16 protein-coding genes are annotated in these 19,488 nt (G+C 64.6%); 11 read left to right on the forward strand and 5 right to left on the reverse strand.

The genetic code is table 11. From position 1 onward, the window contains the following. Positions 1-2: 2 nt before the first annotated feature. From PVE73_RS00160 to trxA, 10 genes are all read left to right on the forward strand, one after another. A complete protein-coding gene (locus tag PVE73_RS00160; protein WP_277365003.1) occupies positions 3-446 on the forward strand; it encodes an HPr kinase/phosphatase C-terminal domain-containing protein in 444 nt (147 codons plus the stop codon). Positions 447-698: 252 nt separating this feature from the next. Next, on the forward strand, positions 699-1,100 hold the full coding sequence (locus PVE73_RS00165) for a PTS sugar transporter subunit IIA (protein ID WP_277365004.1): 402 nt from the start codon (positions 699-701) through the stop codon (positions 1,098-1,100). Continuing rightward, positions 1,097-1,396: an HPr family phosphocarrier protein gene (locus PVE73_RS00170; protein ID WP_277365005.1), complete on the forward strand. Its 300-nt coding sequence runs from the start codon at positions 1,097-1,099 to the stop codon at positions 1,394-1,396. Before PVE73_RS00165 ends, PVE73_RS00170 begins: the two co-directional genes overlap by 4 nt. 147 nt (positions 1,397-1,543) lie before the next feature. Further along, positions 1,544-2,941 carry an adenosylhomocysteinase gene (ahcY, locus tag PVE73_RS00175; protein WP_277365006.1) on the forward strand — a complete coding sequence of 466 codons (1,398 nt, stop codon included), beginning with the start codon at positions 1,544-1,546 and terminating at the stop codon, positions 2,939-2,941. Between the two features lie 274 nt (positions 2,942-3,215). Then, the gene (locus tag PVE73_RS00180) at positions 3,216-5,657 is read left to right on the forward strand and encodes a PAS domain-containing sensor histidine kinase (RefSeq protein WP_277365007.1); all 2,442 of its coding nucleotides are present in this window, start codon (positions 3,216-3,218) and stop codon (positions 5,655-5,657) included. A 1-nt stretch (position 5,658) separates the two neighbouring features. Beyond that, positions 5,659-7,155, forward strand: a complete 1,497-nt coding sequence (gene tsaE, locus PVE73_RS00185; protein WP_277365008.1) for a tRNA (adenosine(37)-N6)-threonylcarbamoyltransferase complex ATPase subunit type 1 TsaE — start codon at positions 5,659-5,661, stop codon at positions 7,153-7,155. Continuing rightward, positions 7,152-7,877 (forward strand): nucleotidyltransferase family protein, encoded by a 726-nt coding sequence (locus tag PVE73_RS00190; protein ID WP_277365009.1) that lies wholly within the window; start codon positions 7,152-7,154, stop codon positions 7,875-7,877. Before tsaE ends, PVE73_RS00190 begins: the two co-directional genes overlap by 4 nt. Then, positions 7,874-10,999: a double-strand break repair protein AddB gene (addB, locus tag PVE73_RS00195; RefSeq protein ID WP_277365010.1), complete on the forward strand. Its 3,126-nt coding sequence runs from the start codon at positions 7,874-7,876 to the stop codon at positions 10,997-10,999. Before PVE73_RS00190 ends, addB begins: the two co-directional genes overlap by 4 nt. Further along, positions 10,996-14,514 carry a double-strand break repair helicase AddA gene (addA, locus tag PVE73_RS00200; protein WP_277365011.1) on the forward strand — a complete coding sequence of 1,173 codons (3,519 nt, stop codon included), beginning with the start codon at positions 10,996-10,998 and terminating at the stop codon, positions 14,512-14,514. Before addB ends, addA begins: the two co-directional genes overlap by 4 nt. A gap of 73 nt (positions 14,515-14,587) precedes the next feature. Further along, on the forward strand, positions 14,588-14,911 hold the full coding sequence (gene trxA / locus PVE73_RS00205; protein WP_277365012.1) for a thioredoxin: 324 nt from the start codon (positions 14,588-14,590) through the stop codon (positions 14,909-14,911). Positions 14,912-14,970: 59 nt separating this feature from the next. Here trxA and PVE73_RS00210 read toward each other — a convergent pair whose 3' ends face one another. The 4 genes from PVE73_RS00210 to PVE73_RS00225 all read right to left on the reverse strand — a co-directional run bounded on the left by PVE73_RS00210 (position 14,971) and on the right by PVE73_RS00225 (position 17,251). After that, complete coding sequence (locus PVE73_RS00210; protein ID WP_277365013.1) at positions 14,971-15,774, reverse strand: isocitrate lyase/phosphoenolpyruvate mutase family protein; 804 nt, start codon at positions 15,772-15,774, stop codon at positions 14,971-14,973. A gap of 96 nt (positions 15,775-15,870) precedes the next feature. Next, on the reverse strand, positions 15,871-16,335 hold the full coding sequence (dut, locus tag PVE73_RS00215) for a dUTP diphosphatase (RefSeq protein ID WP_277367591.1): 465 nt from the start codon (positions 16,333-16,335) through the stop codon (positions 15,871-15,873). Positions 16,336-16,460: 125 nt separating this feature from the next. Next, entirely contained in the window at positions 16,461-16,937 is a 477-nt protein-coding gene (locus PVE73_RS00220; protein WP_277365014.1) for an SRPBCC family protein, read from the reverse strand. Further along, positions 16,934-17,251: a metalloregulator ArsR/SmtB family transcription factor gene (locus tag PVE73_RS00225; protein ID WP_277365015.1), complete on the reverse strand. Its 318-nt coding sequence runs from the start codon at positions 17,249-17,251 to the stop codon at positions 16,934-16,936. Before PVE73_RS00225 ends, PVE73_RS00220 begins: the two co-directional genes overlap by 4 nt. A 182-nt stretch (positions 17,252-17,433) precedes the next feature. Between PVE73_RS00225 and PVE73_RS00230 the strand changes: the two genes are divergently transcribed. Next, a complete protein-coding gene (locus tag PVE73_RS00230; protein ID WP_277365016.1) occupies positions 17,434-19,023 on the forward strand; it encodes a peptide chain release factor 3 in 1,590 nt (529 codons plus the stop codon). An 18-nt stretch (positions 19,024-19,041) separates the two neighbouring features. Here the strand turns inward: PVE73_RS00230 and PVE73_RS00235 are convergent, their stop codons facing one another. Then, the gene (locus tag PVE73_RS00235; RefSeq protein ID WP_277367592.1) at positions 19,042-19,461 is read right to left on the reverse strand and encodes an HIT family protein; all 420 of its coding nucleotides are present in this window, start codon (positions 19,459-19,461) and stop codon (positions 19,042-19,044) included. Positions 19,462-19,488 lie beyond the last annotated feature (27 nt).

Consider the following 19,488-nt stretch of genomic DNA (forward strand, 5'->3'; position numbering starts at 1 on the left):
TCGTGACGTCGAACCACCACGGCAACCTCCTGCTCGCGGACGATCGCGGCCTCTTCATCATAGGGCCGTCGGGGGCGGGCAAGACCGCCCTCGCCCTGGCGCTTCTCCAGCATTGCGCCGCGAACGGCCGCCTCGCGCGGATCGTCTCGGACGATCAGGTTTTTCTTGCCGCTGCGGGAGGGCGGTTGATCGGGCGGGCGGCGCCCGCGATCGAGGGGCTCGCCGAGGCGCGGGGTTTTGGGCCGGCCCCCATTGCGCATGAACGGTCGGCGGTGATCGATCTCGTCATCCGGCTGGTCTGCCGGGACGAGGCGCCGCGCTACCAGGAGGGCGAAGCGGTGTTCCTGGAGGGGATAGAGCTTCCACGCCTCGATCTGGCGGCCTGCGGAACCGAGGCCGCTGTCCTGGCGATCGCGGCGCGGCTGCAACTCCCGCCGTTCGGCTGATCCCTGTCGCGAACTCGTCAAAATCGCTGGGAACGCCGCAGTTTTGGGCTTGTCAACGTCTTTGACGTTGACAAGATAGTGTTCTTGTCGTGTGTGGGGCAGTCGTCGTGACCGGGAACGGAATGGCAGGGCGTTCGGACTGCGTAGGCCATTGATACGGAGTAGCGGTGTGACAGCCTCGAGGCAGGAAAAAGGGGCGCGTACCCTTTGCAGGGCGGCGGTTGCGATGGGCGACCGAGAGGCAATCGCTCGATGATTGGAGTTGTCCTTGTCACCCACGGCCGGCTGGCCGAGGAGTTCCGTCACGCGCTTGAGCATGTGGTGGGACTTCAGAGCAATCTCGAAACCGTATCCATCGGCGCGGACGACAACATGGAGCAGCGCCGCCACGACATCCTCGAAGCCGTGGCGCGGGCGAATACGGGCGCGGGCGTGATCATTCTCACGGACATGTTCGGCGGAACGCCTTCCAACCTGGCGATATCGGTGATGGAGGCTGGCCGCGTGGAGGTGATCGCCGGCATGAACCTGCCGATGCTCATAAAACTGTCCAGCGTACGTACCGACGACGATATGAAGAGGGCTCTGGAAGAGGCGCAGACTGCCGGCCGCAAATACATCAACGTGGCAAGCCAGGTGCTCGACGGCAAATGACTGGAGGGTTCGCCAAAACCGCCGAGGTCGTGACGCGTGATTTCCCCATCGTCAACCAGCGCGGCCTGCACGCGCGCGCATCGGCGAAGTTCGTCCAGCTGGTCGGCAGCTATGATGCGAAGGTGACGGTGGAGAAGGACGGGATCGCCGTGGGCGGTACGTCCATCATGGGGCTCATGATGCTGGCTGCGAGCCCGGGCTGCAGCATCCGCGTGACCGCACGCGGACCCGAGGCCGCCGAACTTCTGGATGCATTGGGCGACTTGATCGCCAAACGGTTCGGCGAGGACGTCTAGGCGGCGCGCCCGGCCCCTTCGAGCAAAGCATATGCACGGATAAAGATTTCTTTATATCGTTGTCGCCGGCCGCGCGATCTGCTAGGCAGGCGGAAATCCGTTTCGCCCCCGAGGCGCCTGTTTTGAATCCGAACTGGAGCTTAGCCGATGGCCGCCAATGATTATGTCGTCGCCGATATGTCCCTTGCCGATTGGGGTCGCAAGGAGATCGAGATCGCGGAGACGGAGATGCCTGGCCTGATGGCTTCCCGGGAGGAGTTCGGCACCACCAAGCCGCTGAAGGGCGCGCGGATCTCCGGTTCGCTCCATATGACGATCCAGACGGCGGTCCTGATCGAAACCCTGAAGACCCTCGGCGCGGATGTCCGCTGGGCTTCCTGCAACATCTTCTCCACGCAGGATCATGCTGCGGCAGCCATCGCCGCCACCGGCACACCTGTCTTCGCCGTCAAGGGCGAGACGCTCGAAGAGTACTGGACCTACACGGACCGCATCTTCCAGTGGCCCGATGGCGAGCCTTCCAACATGATCCTGGATGACGGCGGCGACGCCACCATGTACATCCTGTTCGGTGCGCGCGCCGAAGCCGGCGAGGATGTGCTCTCCAACCCGGGGAGCGAGGAAGAGGAAGTGCTTTTTGCACAGATCAGGAAGCGCATGGCCGAAACGCCGGGCTTCTTCACGCGTCAGCGCGAGGCGATCCGCGGTGTGACCGAGGAGACGACCACGGGCGTCAACCGCCTCTACCAGCTCCAGAAGAAGGGGCTTCTGCCGTTCCCGGCCATCAATGTGAACGATTCCGTCACAAAGTCGAAGTTCGACAACAAATATGGCTGCAAGGAATCGCTGGTTGACGGCATCCGCCGCGCCACCGATGTGATGATGGCCGGTAAGGTTGCGGTCGTCTGCGGCTATGGCGATGTCGGCAAGGGCTCGGCCCAGTCGCTGGCCGGTGCCGGCGCGCGGGTGAAGATCACCGAGGCAGACCCCATCTGCGCGCTGCAGGCGGCGATGGACGGCTTCGAGGTGGTGACCCTTGAGGAGGCCGCGCCCACCGCCGACATCATCATCACCGCGACGGGCAACAAGGATGTCATCACGCTCGATCACATGCGCAAGATGAAGGACATGGTGATCCTGGGCAATATCGGTCACTTCGACAACGAGATTCAGGTGGCTTCCCTGCGCAACCTGAAATGGACGAACATCAAGCCGCAGGTGGACATGATCGAGTTCCCTGACGGCAAGCGTATGATCCTGCTTTCGGAGGGGCGCCTGCTCAACCTGGGCAACGCCACCGGGCATCCGAGCTTCGTCATGTCGGCCTCCTTCACCAACCAGGTTCTGGCGCAGATCGAGCTGTGGACGCGTGCCGGACAGTACGAAAACCAGGTCTACGTACTGCCGAAGCATTTGGACGAGAAGGTTGCCCGCCTGCATCTCGGCAAGCTGGGCGCGACGCTGACGGAGCTTTCGCCCGAGCAGGCCGCCTATATCGGCGTAAGCCCACAGGGTCCATTCAAGCCTGACCACTACAGGTACTGACCTCTATTTGAAAAAACGCAATATGTTGATGCCGGACTCTTGACAAAGGGCCCGGCATTATTTTTGTCGCGCGTTCTTCTTCACGCAGATTCGGTGAACGAGTACAGTGCACTGATTCGAGGGCGCCGATCGTTTCGTGAGGCGTGGGTCGGCAGTCTTGATTGTCATGCGGCGGAGAGGAATAGGCATGCCGGGGCTGGACCCGCTATGCGGCGGGGCTCATGGGCCTCAGGCCCGTAGGAAAAAACGGATTCGCGGTTCTGTCCGCTGGGCGATGGCGTCGTTGTCTCTGCTGGCGTCGACGGCATTGACGCGTTTCGCCGCGGCACAGGAACAGGCCAGCGGGGACCTTCGGTCCGCCTTCTCCCTGACCACGGTCGAGGTGATCCAGCTTTCCATTTTTGCCGGCGTCATGGGGGCCGCCTTTCTGTCGGCCGTCTGGCTCATTCGCGAGCGGGGCCGGACTGCAGCCGAGAATGCCGATCTCAAGAACCGCGTTGCCGAACTCTCCGGCGCGCTTTCACGTGCGGAGGCGCTGCTCAACCTGCGGGACCAGCGGATCATCGTCTGGCATGGCAGCGAGCGTCCTATGGTGCTGGGCGACTTGCCCGCGGAAAGCGGCGTACCGCACGAGCGGGCCACCTTCCTCGCTTTCGGCCGCTGGCTGACATCCCGGTCGGCTTCCGCCCTGGACCGCGCGGCGGCTTCCCTGCGCGAGAAAGGGGCCGGGTTCGATCTCGTCGTCGAGACGCGCGAGGGCATTCTCCTCGAGGTACAGGGACGCAAGTCCGCGCTTCACTCGATCATTCGCTTCATTTCGCTTTCCACCGTCCAGGCGGAGAATGCCCGGCTGCGGCTGGAGCACCAGCGCCTGCAGGCCGATCATGAGAGCATTCTGGGCCTTGTCGATGCGCTCGACATGCCGTTCTGGCTGCGTGACGAAGCAGGCAGGCTAAGATGGGTGAATGCGGCCTATGCGCGATCGGTCGAGGCTCGCGAACCTACCGCAGCCATCCACGAGGGCCGCGAGCTCCTGCCCACGGCGGCACGGATGGCTCTGGAGCGCCACCATATTGATCAGCCCATCTTCCGCGAAACTGTCTCGACCGTCGTGGGCGGAGACCGGTGTGTCTTCGCGGTCACGGATTTCGCCGGTCCGCACGGAAGCGCGGGCATCGCCCTCGACTCGAGCGAAACGGATGCCCTCAGGCGTGAATACGAGAGCGCCCTGCGCAGCCATGCCGATACGTTGGATCAGCTTACAACGGCGGTTTCCATCTTCGACGCGGATCAGAAGCTGAAATTCTACAACCAGGCCTTCCAGAAGCTTTGGGCGCTCGACGCGGGCTTCCTCGATACGGGGCCGGAGAACGCATTGCTGCTCGACCGCCTGCGCAGCGACGGCAAGCTTGCCGAGCAGCCGGAATGGCGGCGCTGGAAGGAGCAGCTCCTTTCCGCCTACCGCGCCGTCGAGCCGCAGGAGCACTGGTGGCATCTGCCCGACGGGCGCACCATCCGCGTTGTGGCCACGCCACAGCCGAAGGGCGGCGTGACGTGGGTCTTCGAGAACCTCACCGAGAAGATCGATCTCGAAAGCCGATACAATGCCATCGTGCAGGTGCAGAGCGAAACGCTCGACAATCTGGCGGAAGGCGTCGCCGTCTTCGGCCCGGATGGCCGGATGCGCCTTTCGAATCCGGCTTTTCGCACGCTGTGGGGCATACCGGAGAAGCTGATCGACGCCGACATCCATATCTCCATCCTCAAGGCGGCCTGTGATCCCGTGGCGATCAAGAGCCCATGGGGCGATTTCGTCGCCGCCGTCACCGGCTTCGATGACGAGCGGCGCGACAGCCATGGCCGCACGGAGCTCATCAACGGCACGATCCTGCACCATGCGATCGTGCATCTGCCCAACGGGCAGGTGATGCTGACATTCGTCGATGTGACGGACAGCGTGAACGTGGAGCGTGCGCTCAAGGAGAAGAACGAGGCGCTCGAAAAAGCCGACAAGCTGAAGAACGATTTCGTGCAGCACGTTTCCTACGAGCTACGCTCCCCGCTCACCAACATCATCGGCTTCACGGAGCTCCTGGCGCTGGAGACGACCGGGCCGCTCAACCCGCGCCAGCGCGAATATGTGGACCATGTCGGCTCCTCCTCCTCGCTGCTTCTGACCGTGGTGAACGATATCCTCGACCTTGCGACCGTCGATGCCGGTATCATGGAGCTGGAGATCGCGGAGGTGGAGATCCGGCGCATCGTGAACGCGGCGGCAGATCTCGTCGCGGATCGCCTGCGTGAGCACGGAATCAAGCTGGAGATCGCGGTGGATGCCGCACCGGTGAGCTTCCATGCGGATGAAAACCGCATTCGGCAGATCCTCTACAATCTGCTCAGCAACGCGGCCAATTATGCGCCTGACGGCGGCAAGATCATGCTTTCCGCCAAGCGCGAAGGCAATGCCGTGGTATTCCGTATTCACGATAACGGGCCTGGCATGTCACCCGAGGTGTTGCAGACGATCTTCAAACGCTTTGAGCCGAGCACCAAGGGCGGCCGCAGGCGGGGCGCCGGCCTGGGCCTTTCCATCGTGAAGAGCTTTGTCGAATTGCATGGAGGCACCGTGGAGATCGACACGGGTCCGGGTCGCGGTACCGCCGTCCTCTGCCGCTTTCCGCTGGCGCCCACCGGTGTGCGCGCCGCGGCCGAATGACATGCGGACTTTCAAGCGCTTCCTGGCCGATGCGCGGGCGACGGATCGCCTGGGGGATGATCTTGCGGCAGCGCTGCGTCCGGGCGACGTCGTAGCGCTTCACGGCGATCTCGGCACCGGAAAGTCGACGCTCGCCCGCGCGATCATCCGCGCCATCGCGGGCGACCGGGAACTCGAGGTGCCGAGTCCGACCTTCACTTTGGTACAGAGCTATGGGCTGCGCATCCCCATCCACCACTTCGATCTCTACCGGCTTTCCGGCCCCGACGAACTGGAGGAGTTGGGGCTGTCGGAGGCGTTGTCCGAAGGAATCGTTCTGGTTGAATGGCCAGAGCAGGCGCCGGCGGCCTTCACTGCCGCCATCAGGGTGGCTCTTCGCGAAAGCGGCGACAGCCGCGAGGCGGAGATCGAAGCGCCTGCGGGCGCCGCGGAACGGATCGCCCATTCCCTTGTCATTCGCGGATTTCTGCAAAGCGCGGGTCGTGCAGATGCGCAGCGGAGCTATCTTCTGGGCGATGCATCCATCCGTGCTTACGAAACGGTCACGACCGACGGCGAGCGCCTGATCCTCATGGACGCACCCGAACGCCGCGACGAGCCGCTCGTCCGCAACGGCCTGCCCTACAGCAGAATTGCCCGGCTCGCCCAGTCGGTGACCGCCTTCGTCGGGGTGGCGAACGCGCTGCGCAACGCGGGGTTTTCAACGCCACGCATATTGGCTCAGGATCTGGAGCGGGGTCTGCTGCTTACGGAGTACTTGGGCGATGAGCCTTTTCTCGGTCGAGAGGGGGCGCCCTTCCCCGAGCGCTATCTCGCCGCAGCTGGGCTGCTCGCCGCATTGCACGAGCGCACCTGGCCGGAACGCTTTCCCGTCGCCGAAGGCCTCGACTACGCGCCGCCGCGCTATGACCGCTCCGCACTTGCAATCGAGGCGGAACTCCTGCTCGACTGGTATCTGCCGCATGTGAAGGGGCGCGCAGCAAGTACTGGCGAGAGGCAGGAATTTAGCCGACTATGGTCGCGACTGTTCGAGCGGCTCGAACGCGCTGAGCAGAGCCTGGTGCTGCGCGATTTCCATTCACCCAACATCATCTGGCGCGAAGAGAAGGCGGGGCTCGACCGATTGGGTCTCGTCGATGTTCAAGACGCTGTATGGGGCCCGGGCGCTTACGATATGGCATCGCTCGCACTCGATGCGCGCGTGACTATCCCTGAGCCGCTGGAGCGGTCGGTCTTGGACGCCTATTACGCCGGCCGGCGCTCCCCGCATTTCGACCGCACCTCCTTCGAGGAGGCCTATGCCATCACCGCTGCCCAGCGCAACACCAAGCTCCTCGGCATTTTCGTGAGGCTTTCGATGCGCGACTGTAAGCCGTTCTATCTGCACCACTTGCCGCGCATCCGCGCTTACCTGAACCGGGTGCTTGCTCATCCCGCGCTCACCGAACTTGGCGCGTTCTACCGGGAACAAGGCTTTCTGGACGGGGAGGCGGAGTGAAAGCGACACCGGAACGAGCGATCGTGCTTTCGGCGGGCCTCGGCATGCGCATGCGGCCGCTCACCGAGACAAGGCCCAAGCCGCTCATTCCCGTGGGCGGCAAGCCGCTTGTCGACTGGGGGCTCGATGCCCTTCGGCGGGCGGGCGTGCGCGAGGCTGTCGTCAACATATACCACCTGGCCGATATGATGACCGCTCATCTGGCTGGCCGGGGGGAGCCGCACATCATCATCTCCGACGAGCGTGAGGCGCTTCTCGATTCCGGCGGCGGCATCGCAAAGGCGCTGCCATATCTTGGGGACAAGCCCTTCTTCGTTCTCAATGCCGACACATTCTGGATCGACCGATCGGAAGACAATCTGAACCGGCTTGCCCTTGCCTGGGATGGAGGCCGGATGGATATATTGATCCTGCTCGCGGACCCTGCGTCCGCGACGGGGCATACGGGGAAGCTGGACTTCAGGATGGATCGCGACGGGCGGCTGCAGCGGACGGCCGGTGGTACGGAAGGATACATCTACGCGGGTGGCGGAATCCTCCATCCGCGCCTGTTTGCCGGCGCCTCGACGGCGCCCCATTCGCTCAACCTCTATTTCGATCGCGCCATCGCCGCGGGGAGGATGTTCGGCCTGCCTCTCGACGGACACTGGATTACCGTCGGCACGCCCGACGCGATTGCCCCGGCCGAGGCCGTTCTGCGACAGCTCGGCATGACGTCGTGAGCACCGGGACCGCAGAGCCGCGCGTCTTCTCCATTCCCCCAGGCGTGCCGTTCCTGCCGGCGCTCGCCGAGGCGCTTCTGGAGGGCCGGCTGGTGCCCGGCTTCCGTTATGACGGCAACCCTCTCGCCCTTGCCGATGCAACGATCTACCTGCCCACGCGCCGTGCGGCACGGGAACTCCGTAGCGTTTTGGTCGATCGGCTCGGCGGTGTTTCGGCCATCCTTCCCGTCATTCGCCCGTTGGGCGAGTTTCAGGCTGAGATCGCCGAGTTCGGGACGGAAGGTGGCGCGGCCGTGCTCGATCATACGCCGCCGATCTCCAAGCTCGACCGCATCCTCCTGCTCGGAAGGCTGGCACAGGCCTGGAAGGCGCGGGTGCCCGCGCATGTGGCGGCACGATTCGAGGAGGGCGTCGTCGTCCCTGCTTCGGTGAGCGATGGCCTGTGGCTTGCGCGCGATCTTTCCGCCCTCATGGACGAGATCGAGACGGAAGGGGCCGACTGGAACCGCCTCGCCGAACTGGTGCCGCAAGAGCTCGCCGGCTGGTGGCAGGTCACGCTCGAATTCCTCGCGATCTTGACAAGGACCTGGCCGGAAGTGCTGGCCGAGCGCGGGCAGTCGAACCCCGCCGCCCACCGCAACGCGATGCTGGCGGCGGAGGCCGAGCGGCTCCTGCGCAATCCGCCGCGCGGGCCGATAGTAGCCGCCGGCTCGACCGGCTCCATCCCGGCCACCGCGCGCCTGCTCGGCACGATCGCTCGGCTTGGGAACGGTGCCGTCGTGCTGCCTGGGCTGGACCTGGAGCTGGACGAAGCCTCATGGCGGGCCATAGACGCAAGCGAGGAGCCTTCGGCCTGCGGGCATCCGCAGTTCGGGCTCAGGAAGCTGATCACCACGATGGGTATGGGGCGCGGGGCTGTGAAGGAGCTTTCCACGCCCGCGCCGGTGCTCGCCGCCCGCCACAGGCTCTTGAGCGAGGCGCTTCGTCCGGCCGAGACGACAGATCTTTGGGCCGTGAACCGGCAGATTGTCGACGCGGCCCTCGCGCAAGGCGCCTTGGCGGGGGTCAGCCTTGTCGAGGCCGCGAACGAACGCGACGAGGCGGCGGCGATCGCGGTGGCGCTCCGTCGTGCCGCCGCCCGCGAAGGCGCCACCGCGGCGCTTGTGACACCGGACCGCGCGCTCGCGCGCCGCGTGGCGGCGGAGCTTCGCCGTTTCGGCATCCGCGCCGACGATTCCGGCGGTAGCTTCCTCGCCGACAGCGTGCCGGCCACGCTCTTGCGTCTGGCGCTGGAGGCAATCTGCCGACCCAAGGAGCCGGTGGTGATTGTCGGGTTACTCAAGCACCCGCTTCTGCGTCTCGGGCTATCGCGGGAGACCATTCGCCGGGCAGCGGAGATCGTCGAACTCGTTGCCCTGCGGGGTGGGACCGGCCGGCCCGACGTGACGAACATCTCCAGCCTCTTCGAAGAGCGTCTGGCCACTGTGCGCAGGGACATGCGCAAGCCTTTCTGGCTGAACCGGCTGACGGACAGGGATTTGAGCGATGCGCGTCAGGTCCTCGCACGCTTCGAAAAGGCGATCGAGCCCCTGGCGAAGCTTCGTGGCGAGCGTGCCGTTGCGCTTTCCGAGATCGCCCGTGCTTCCGTGGAGGCGGCGGAGGCGTTGGCGCGCGACAACGACGGCGCGGTGACGGAATTCTATCGCGGCGAGTCGGGTGAGGCGTTGGCGCGCTTCCTGCGCGAGGTGGTGGAAAGCCGCTCGGGCACGGAGGTGCAGCCTGCCGAGTGGCCGGATGTCTTCTCCGCACTGATGGCGGGCGAGGTGGTCACACCTGCCATGGGAAGCGATCACCGCGTGGCGATCTGGGGCACGCTGGAGGCGCGATTGCAGAGCGTCGACGTGCTCGTGCTGGGTGGGCTCAACGAAGGTACGTGGCCCGAAGCTCCCCCGTCCGACCGTTTCATGTCGCGTCTCATGAAGGGCGAGCTTCAACTCGAGCCGCCGGAGCGCCGCATCGGCCTCGCCGCACACGATTTCATGATGGCGCTCGGCGCGCCGGAGGTGGTGCTGGCCCGTTCTACGAGGGTCCAGGGCGCGCCGGCGGTGGCGTCGCGCTGGCTGCAGCGCCTGACGGCCTGTTCCGGCCTGGCGGAAACGGCTGCAATGCGTGCGCGCGGCCTGCGCTTCATCGCATGGGCGCATGCGCTGGAGGCGAAGCCGGACGTGCCGTTTGCGCGACGTCCCTGCCCGAAGCCGCCGCTCGAGGCGCGGCCGCAACGTTTCTCCATCACCGAGATCGAGACGATGCGCCGCGATCCCTATGCCGTGTATGCCCGGCGCATTCTCCGCCTTTCTCCCCTCGATCCGCTCATTCGCGATCCAGGTGCCGCCGAGCGGGGGACGCTGTTCCACGACATTCTGCAGGCCTTTGTCCAGTCGGGCGCCGATCCCACCGCTCCCGACGCGCTGGAAAGGCTGATCGATGCCGGCCGCAGGCTTTTCGCCAAAACCGGCCTCCCCGTCGATGTCGAGGCCGTCTGGTGGCCGCGCTTCGAGAGGACGGCGCATGGCGTCATCAGCTGGGAGCGTACCCGGGCGGAGGCTATCGCCACACGCCACGCCGAAATCCGCGCTTCGGCTATCGAGGTCGGCGCGACGGGCACGCTCCTGTCCGGACGCGCCGACCGTATCGACATCCGCACCGACGGCCGCGCCGATATCATCGACTACAAGACAGGCTCCAATCCCTCCAAAGTGCAAGCGCACCGGCTGCTTGCGCCGCAGCTTGCGCTCGAAGCGGCACTGCTTGCGCGCGGCGCCTTCGCCGGCCTCGGCAATCCGCAACCTGCGGATCTCTGCTACGTCCGCCTCAAGGCGAACGGATCGGTGGAGCCGGAATCGATTCTCAGGATCAAGGACAGCGAGAAAACCGGCGCGCGGCTGGCCGAAGAGGCCTGGCAGCGGCTGGAGAAGCTGCTCGTTTGGTACGGCAATTCTGAAGCCGGCTATCTTTCTCGTCCGCTGCCTTTCAAGGAGGGTGATACGGAAGGCGATTACGATCATCTGGCGCGCGTGCTCGAATGGTCTGCCGGCGGCGATACCGGCGAAGGGGATGCATGAAGAAGAACTTCCGCATCCCCGACGACACGCTTGCCGCCCAGGCACTCGCCTCGGATCCCTCGCTTTCGGCCTGGGTGTCCGCCAATGCAGGCTCCGGCAAGACCCATGTGCTGGCAAGCCGCGTTATCCGGCTGCTCCTCAAGGGGACGGACCCCTCGAAGATTCTCTGCCTGACCTACACGCGCGCCGCCGCCGCCAACATGGCGAACCGTGTCTTTGAAAACCTGGCGAGTTGGAGCGTTCTGCCTGACGATGCCCTGGCGGAAGAAGTGGGAAAGCTCGAAGGCCGGCGTCCGACCCCGGGAAAGCTCCGCCGCGCGCGGCAGCTCTTCGCCCGCGCACTGGAGACGCCTGGCGGGCTAAAGATCCAGACCATCCACGCCTTCTGCGAGGCGATTCTGCACCAGTTTCCGCTGGAGGCGAACATCGCCGGCCATTTCGAGATGCTGGACGAGCAGATGGAAGAGGCGCTGTTCGCCGAAGCCCGGCGCGACCTCCTGACAAGCATCGCCGCCGAACGGGACGGGCCGCTGGAGGAGGCTTTTGCGGAGGTTCTGGAGCGCGGCGGCGAAAGCGGGCTGCAGGCGCTTCTTGCGGAAATCGTTGCCAAACGTGACGATTTGCGACACTTCATCGATGCCGTGGCCGACGAAGAACGCCCCTATGCGGCCCTTATGGACGAATTCGGCTTCGCGCCGGAGGAGACGGCTGAAACGATCGCCACCGCCGCATGGCCGGTGCCGGGCTTCGGTGCTGCAGAGTTTTTGCATTTCGTTGCGGCCGCCCAGGAAACCGATGCCAGCCGGGTGCTGAAGGGGATCGTGCCTGCGGCATCCGAAGCTTTTGACGAGACCGATCCGGTGCTTCGCCTGGAGGTGATGGCCAGGGGTTTCCTGAAGGCCGATGGAGACGTTTACGGCGAATCCACCTTCAAGGCGGCGCTGAAGGACCGGTTGCCCGGCATCTACGAGCGCTATCTGCAGGCGGCTGAGTTCCTGCGCCAGGCCTGCGGTCGGCTGGCGCTCTTCCGCATGCTTGCGGCCACGACCGCCGCGCTCCAGATCGCGGACGCCCTCATCGCCCGTTATGAGCGGCTGAAGCGCGCCCGCGGCTTTCTGGATTTCAACGATCTCATCATGCGCACCGTACGCCTCCTGGGGCGCTCCGATGTCGGACCTTGGGTCCAGTACAAGCTCGACCGCGGCATCGATCACATCCTGATCGATGAGGCACAGGATACGAGTCCGGAGCAGTGGCGCATCGTCGGGCATCTGGCCGATGAGTTCTTTGCCGGCAAAGGTGCTCGCGATAGGGCGGAGCGCACCATCTTCGCCGTGGGCGACGAAAAGCAGTCCATCTATTCCTTCCAGGGTGCGGAACCGGAGGCTTTCGCGCGCAGCGGTTTTGCCTTCCAGAGGCGTGTGCCGGAGGCCGGCGGCCGCTTCGAGCGCGTGCGGCTGACCCGCTCCTTCCGCTCGACCGAGGATGTGCTGCGTGCTGTCGATCTTGTCTTTGCGCGCGAAGAGGCTCGCCGGGGGCTGACCCGCGATCCAGAGCCCGTCGAGCATAGGGCGATCCGTGACAGCGCGCCCGGTTATGTGGAGATATGGTCTCCGTTGAGCCCGGAGGTCGTGGAAGAGCCGGACGACTGGACGCAGGCCGTCGACCACGCGTCCGCACCCGCCGCACGGCTCGCGGAGGTGATCGCGGAGAAGATCGAGGGCTGGCTGAAGAGCGGCGAGATTCTGGAAGGCAAAGGACGTCGCCTCAAGCCCGGTGACATCATGGTGCTGGTGAGAAAGCGCGACCGCTTTGTCCACGCGCTTTCGCGCAGCCTCAAGAACCGGCGGATTTCCGTGGCGGGTGCGGATCGTCTCCGGCTTACGGCCCATATTGCGATCAAGGATCTGATGGCGCTCGGGCGTTTCCTGCTTCAGCCCGATGACGACCTGTCGCTCGCGGCAGTCCTGAAGAGCCCGCTCTTCGGACTTGACGAGGATGCGCTCTTCCATCTCGCATGGCCGCGTGCGGAGCACGTCTCCCTCTTCGCAGCGCTCAGGGAGAAGGCCGGAGCGGATGAGGGCTTGAGAACAGTTCTGGACGCGCTGCTCGACTGGCAATCGGATGCCGCCTTCAAGCCCGCGTTCGAATTCTACGCCGGCGTACTCGCTGGTACGGCGGAACGAGAGGGCGCGCGCGGCCGTTTCGTCGCGCGATTGGGACACGAGGCGAACGATATCCTGGACGAGTTTCTCTCGTTCTGCCTGACAGCGGAGAAAACCGGCCTGATCGGGCTTGAGGCTCTGCTCGACACGCTTGAGGGCGCTGCGCCCGAGATCAAACGCGAAATGGACCAGTCGCGCGACGAGATCCGCATTATGACAGTTCATGCAGCCAAGGGCTTGGAAGCGCCTGTCGTGTTCCTGGTCGATCCCGGCAGCGCTCCGGTGAGCAACAGCCACTTGCCTTGCCTGATGCCGTTTTCGATGAAGGAGCTTCCCATCAAGGGGTTTGTCTGGCGGCAGGGGAAGGATCTCGCCAACGCCGTCGCACGCGGATTCGAAGCGGAAGTGCGCGAGAAGGCGGAGGAGGAATATCGCCGACTCCTCTATGTCGGCATGACGCGCGCAGAGGATCGGCTGATCGTCTGCGGTTATCACGGTGTGCGCGGGCCCGCGCCCTCCACCTGGCACAGCCTCGTGCGGCAAGCATTCCTCGGGGAGGCGGGGACCGAAGAGCTCGACGATCCGGAAATCTGCGCCCCCGCGCTGCGGTTCCGGGTGACGCCGCTTTCCGAGACGGCCATGATAGAAGCGGCTGACGAGGAGCCGGAAGCCTTCGCCCTGCCAACGGAGTTGAAAGAACCGCTGCCTCCATCGCCGGCCATGCCCCGCCCGCTCTCGCCTTCGAGAGCGGGCGTCTTCATCGAAGGCGGGTATGAGCCGGCTGCGCTCACGCATTCGCCGGTGCTGGAGGGCGCGGCGGGACCTGCATTCGCGTTGGAGCGGGGCAATGCCGTGCATCGGCTTCTTCAGGTGCTGCCGGAGCTTTCGCCGTGTGAACGCGAAGCGGCCGCGCGCCGGTATCTCGCGCGCGTCGGGGCGGCTTGGCCCGACGAGGAGGTGGAAAAGGCCTGCGGCTCCGTTCTCTCCGTCTTGTCCGACGAGCGCTTCGCCCCGATCTTTGCGCCGGGCTCCCGGGCCGAGGTCTCGGTGATGGGCGAGCTTCTCCTGGGCGGCACCCGCCGCGCCGTAAGCGGCAAGGTGGATCGGCTCGCGGTCGCGGACAGTGAAGTGCTTCTGGTCGATTACAAGACCAATCGGCCTGCGCCCGAGGTCTTGGCCGAAGTGCCGGACGCCTATGTTGCACAGCTGGCGCTCTACGCGGAGCTTTTGAAGCCGCTCTATCCCGGAAAGCGCTTTTCAGCAGCACTACTGTTCACGGAGGGGCCACGCCTCATCGCTCTCACTGACGAAGCGATGGCCGTCTCGCTTGCCCGACTCACGAGAGCATGACAAAAGATGTGCTTGAACTCATTTCCGCTGCACCCCACATCCGGGGCGATGCTTTCGAGACAAGGAGAGCCTGATGGCCACCGTGAAGGTCGATACCGGCAATTTTCAGTCCGACGTTCTGCAGGCGAGTGAGCCGGTCGTCGTTGATTTCTGGGCGGAGTGGTGCGGGCCCTGTAAGATGATCGCGCCGGCGCTTGAGGAGATTTCGGCCGAGATGGGCGGCAAAATCAAAGTCGCCAAGCTCAATATCGACGAGAACCCGGAACTAGCGGCCCGCTATGGAGTGCGCTCCATCCCCACGCTGATGCTGTTCAAGAACGGTGAAGTGGCGGATATGAAGGTGGGTGCGGCCCCCAAGACCGCCCTGTCGGCCTGGATCGGGGGCGCCGTCGCCTGACACGCATTCATTTCAGGAACAAAGGCCCGGCTTTGCCGGGCCTTTTTCTGTCCGCCGCCTCAACCGCCCTTGGAGAACATCTCCTGCAGCCGTGCGAACGGCATGACGTCGCGCGCGAAATTGAACGAGCCCCGGCCGAGCATCTCGTTCGCTGCACGCTCAACCGAGCCGAAGGCCAGGTTCGTCAGCTTGGAGCCGAGCGAAATGCGCTTGGCGCCTGCTTCCGCAACATCCCGGACGGTGAAGCTCGCCACCGCCAGCACGTTCACCGGCCTCGTCACGGCCTGGCAGATGACGCGCACCTGCTCGATATCGCTGAGGCCCGGCGCATAGAGCACGTCTGCGCCCGCTTTCTCGAAAGCTTGCAGGCGGGCGATGGTGTCGTCGAGATCGAGACGACCGTGGAGGAAGTTCTCTGCCCGGGCCGTGAAGACGAAATCGCGCTTGAGAGCGCGTGCTGCCTCCACCGCGGCGGTGACCCGCTCCACAGCTTGGGAGAAATCGTAGATGGGCTTGGCCGGATCGCCCGTGGAATCCTCGATCGAGCAGCCGGCGAGGCCAGCCGCCTCCGCGGCGAAGATCGTCTCCGCCGCACTATCGGGGCTGTGGCCCTTTCCGTGCTCCAGGTCCGCGGAGACGGGCAGCAGCGTGGCTGTCACGATTTCCCGACAGTGGTTCATCATCTCTTCGAAACCGACCCCGCCATCGGGCAGTCCGCGTGAGAAGGCGAAACCGGCGCTGGTGGTGGCGAGCGCCTTGAAGCCGAGCGAAGCGAGCAGCTTTGCGGTGCCGATGTCCCAAGGGTTGGGGATGATGAAGGTATCGTCGTGCAGGGTGCGAAAGGTGGAACCGATGTCAGCCATGGCCGTCCCTCTTGATAGTTTGAGAGGCGATGAGGGCGGCTTGCCCGGCTCAAGTCAAGGGCCAGGGCAGGGCATGCTGACAGGACAGGAGAATGCTCAGGCGGTGCCGGTGGAGCCGAAACCGCCCGCACCGCGCACGGTCTCGCCGGCGCGGTCACGCTCTTCGACGGTTACCCGGGTGACGGGAGCGATGATCAGTTGCGCGATGCGCATGCCGCGCGTGATCGCGAAATCGTCCTCGCCGAGATTGATGAGCAGCACCTGCACCTCGCCGCGATAGTCGCTGTCGATCGTGCCGGGCGTATTGAGACAGGTGATGCCATGGCGCAGCGCAAGCCCTGAGCGCGGCCGCACCTGACCCTCGAAACCCGCCGGGATTTCAAGGACGAAGCCAGTCGGCACGAGCACCCGTTTGCCCGGCAGAAGAATGATCTGCCGATCCTCCGCCACCGCCGCGCGCAAATCCAGACCTGCGGCCCCTGAGGTTTCATAGGAAGGCAGCGGCAATCCCTCCGCATGGGGGAGGCGCACGATGCCGAGAGTGGGGCCGATGACCGGCATTGAAACGGGTGAGCTCGCCATAAGCCCTATCTGGCGCCGTCGGGCGAAGGCGTCAATCGCCACACCTTCCGCCGCGACGCTTTTCAACGCTTTTCATCGATCCGGGAGTGCGACGATAAGGTTTCTCAAGCCACCAGTTCGGCATAGCGCCGCAGGTACAGCGGCCACCCTCCATCGCCGCGGACGCCGTCGCGCACGCCTTCCCAGCCTTCGCCATGGCGTTCCAGGTTCCGGTGCTCGATCTCCACACGGGTCCGGTGCTCGGTCTCTTTGGTGAACCGAACTTCCCACTCGCTGGTCTTGTGCGGATCGGTCTCGACCTGCCACTGCGGGTTGATGTCCCAGCTCAGCAGCACCCGGTGGGGCGGCTCGTAGGCCAGCACCCGCGCCCAGCGACATTCGCTGCCGTCGACGCCGCGATCATAGAGAGCGCCGCCGGCGCGGGGCTCGAACACCGTTTCGGCGATCGGGACAGCGAGCAGATTGTGCTCGGCTGGCTTGAAACTCCCGAAACCCTCGGTGAAGACCTTGAATGCGCGCTCGATCGGCGCCTCGACCACGATCGACTGCTTTACGGACGTGCCTGCTGCAGGAAAGTTCATTGCTCCTCCTCCGGGGATTGCTCGACGGCCATCTTGTAGGCCGCCAGCGTCTTGCTCCAAAAACGGTCGAGTTCCCTGCGAAGACGCGCCAGCCCATCGGGGTCCAGGTGATAGATGTTGCTGGCACCCTTGGGTTTCGCGCGCACGAGTTGCGCTTGTCTCAACACTTTCAGATGCTGCGAGACCGCCGATTGTGTGACCGGCAGGGCCCGCGTGATCTCAGCCACCGAGCGCGGCCGATCCGCCACGAGCTCGAAGATCGCCCGGCGGGTGGGGTCGGCAAGCGCCGAGATCTGCGCATAATCATAAGTCATGTCTAATCATTAGTATAAACTAATACTATAGTCAAGCCCTCGGAAGAGGGTGGGCTGGCTGCCGGCAGTGAAGGACTGGACCGCATGAAATGGCCGCCCCGCCTTCCTATATGCGGTGCTGATTCCATTCGACAGCGGCGGCCTCGGCTGGTAAGAGCCCGCCGTCAAAGGGACTTCCGGATATGCCAGACAAGTTGGCCGACGCAGTAGCGCGCCGCCGTACCTTCGCGATCATTTCGCACCCCGATGCGGGCAAGACCACATTGACCGAGAAGCTGCTGCTCTTCGGCGGCGCGATCCAGCTCGCGGGTGAGGTGAAGGCGAAGAAGAACCGTATCCAGACGCGCTCCGACTGGATGTCCATCGAGCGCGAGCGCGGCATCTCCGTCGTGACCTCGGTCATGACCTTCGAGTATGGCGGCCATGTCTTCAACCTGCTCGACACGCCCGGCCACGAGGATTTCGCCGACGATACCTATCGCACCCTGACGGCGGTGGATTCAGCCGTGATGGTGATCGACGCGGCCAAGGGCATCGAGCCGCGCACGCTCAAGCTCTTCGAGGTGTGCCGGCTGCGCGACATCCCCATCGTCACCTTCGTCAACAAGCTCGACCGCGAAAGCCGCGATCCCTTCGAGATCCTCGACGAGATCGAGCAGAAGCTGGCGCTCGACACGGCCCCCGTCACCTGGCCGATCGGCCGGGGTAAAAGCTTTTCCGGCACCTACAATCTCGCGAACAACACGATTCGCCATTCCGACGAGGACGTGGAGCCGGTCCGGGTGAACGGGCCGGAGTCGGAGGCCGTCTCGGGTCTCCTGCCAGAGCACGAGCGCGACGCCTTCATCGAGGAGATGCTTCTGGCGCAGGAAGCCTGCAAGCCTTTCAACGCCCAAGCCTTCAGGGAGGGGCACCTGACGCCTGTCTATTTCGGCTCCGCGCTGCGCAATTTCGGCGTGCGCGACCTGATCGAAGCGCTGGGCGCGATCGGCCCCGCTCCCCGTGCGCAGGAGGCCGACAGCCGCAAGGTGGAGGCGACGGAGGAGAAGATGACCTCCTTCGTCTTCAAGATCCAGGCGAACATGGACCCCAACCACCGCGACCGTATCGCCTTCGTGCGCGTATGTTCCGGTCGGTTGGAGCGCGGCATGAAGGCGAAGCTGGTGCGGACGGGAAAGCCCATCAGTCTTTCCGCGCCGCAGTTCTTCTTCGCCAAGAACAGGATCACCGCCGACGAGGCTTTCGCGGGTGATGTGGTCGGCATTCCCAATCACGGCACGCTCAGGATCGGCGACACGCTGACCGAAGGCGAGGAGATCCTGTTTCGTGGCGTGCCGAACTTCGCGCCGGAGATCCTGCGCCGTGTCCGGCTCTCCGATGCGATGAAGGCCAAGAAACTGAAGGAAGCGCTGCAACAGATGGCGGAGGAGGGCGTCGTCCAGCTCTTCACGCCCGAAGACGGTTCGCCAGCAATCGTAGGCGTCGTGGGCGCGCTGCAGCTCGATGTGCTCAGGGAGCGGCTCAGGAACGAATACTCCCTACCGGTCGATTTCGAGACCGCGCGCTTTTCGGTCTGCCGCTGGATTTCAGCTGAAGACGAGGCCGAGCTCGAGCGCTTCATCACCGCTCATCGTGGCGACATCGCACGCGACCTGGACGAGGATCCGGTTTTCCTTGCACCGCATGAATTCGGCCTCAAATACGAGGCGGAGCGATGGAAGGCGATCACCTTCACCGCGGTGAAGGACTATCAGGTGCGCGAGGCGGCGTAGTCCCCGACCGCCGCGATCTCACAGCCGGCTTTTGATCTTTTCGGCGAACTGGTGCAGGTCTTCCCGGCGGCAGGGTTCGCGCGCGCCATGGCCCCAGACCGGGCCGGGCCACGCATCATCGCCCTCGTTGCGTGCTATGATATGGATATGGAGTTGCCTCACGATATTGCCGAGCGCCCCGCAATTGATCTTGGTGCAGCCGGTCAACTCCTTGAGGGCTTTCGAGACGAGATTGGTTTCGAAGCTCAGCATCGCCTGGTCGAGCGGTGTGAGGTCGTGAATTTCCTCGATCCCCGGCCGCTGGGGAATGAGCAGCAGCCATGGCCAGCGCCGTTCGTCGCGCAGGCGCAGTTCGCAAAGCCCGAGCCACACGACGGGAAGGCTTTCTCCCTCCAGTCGCGGGTCGAGCACGAAACCTCCCTTGCCGCCCGGCAGCATCGCCTCCCCCATGGAATTTCGGGAAGC

Origin of the sequence: Chelativorans sp. AA-79 (assembly GCF_029457495.1) — a bacterium.
In the GTDB taxonomy this organism is placed as follows: Bacteria; Pseudomonadota; Alphaproteobacteria; order Rhizobiales; family Rhizobiaceae; genus Chelativorans.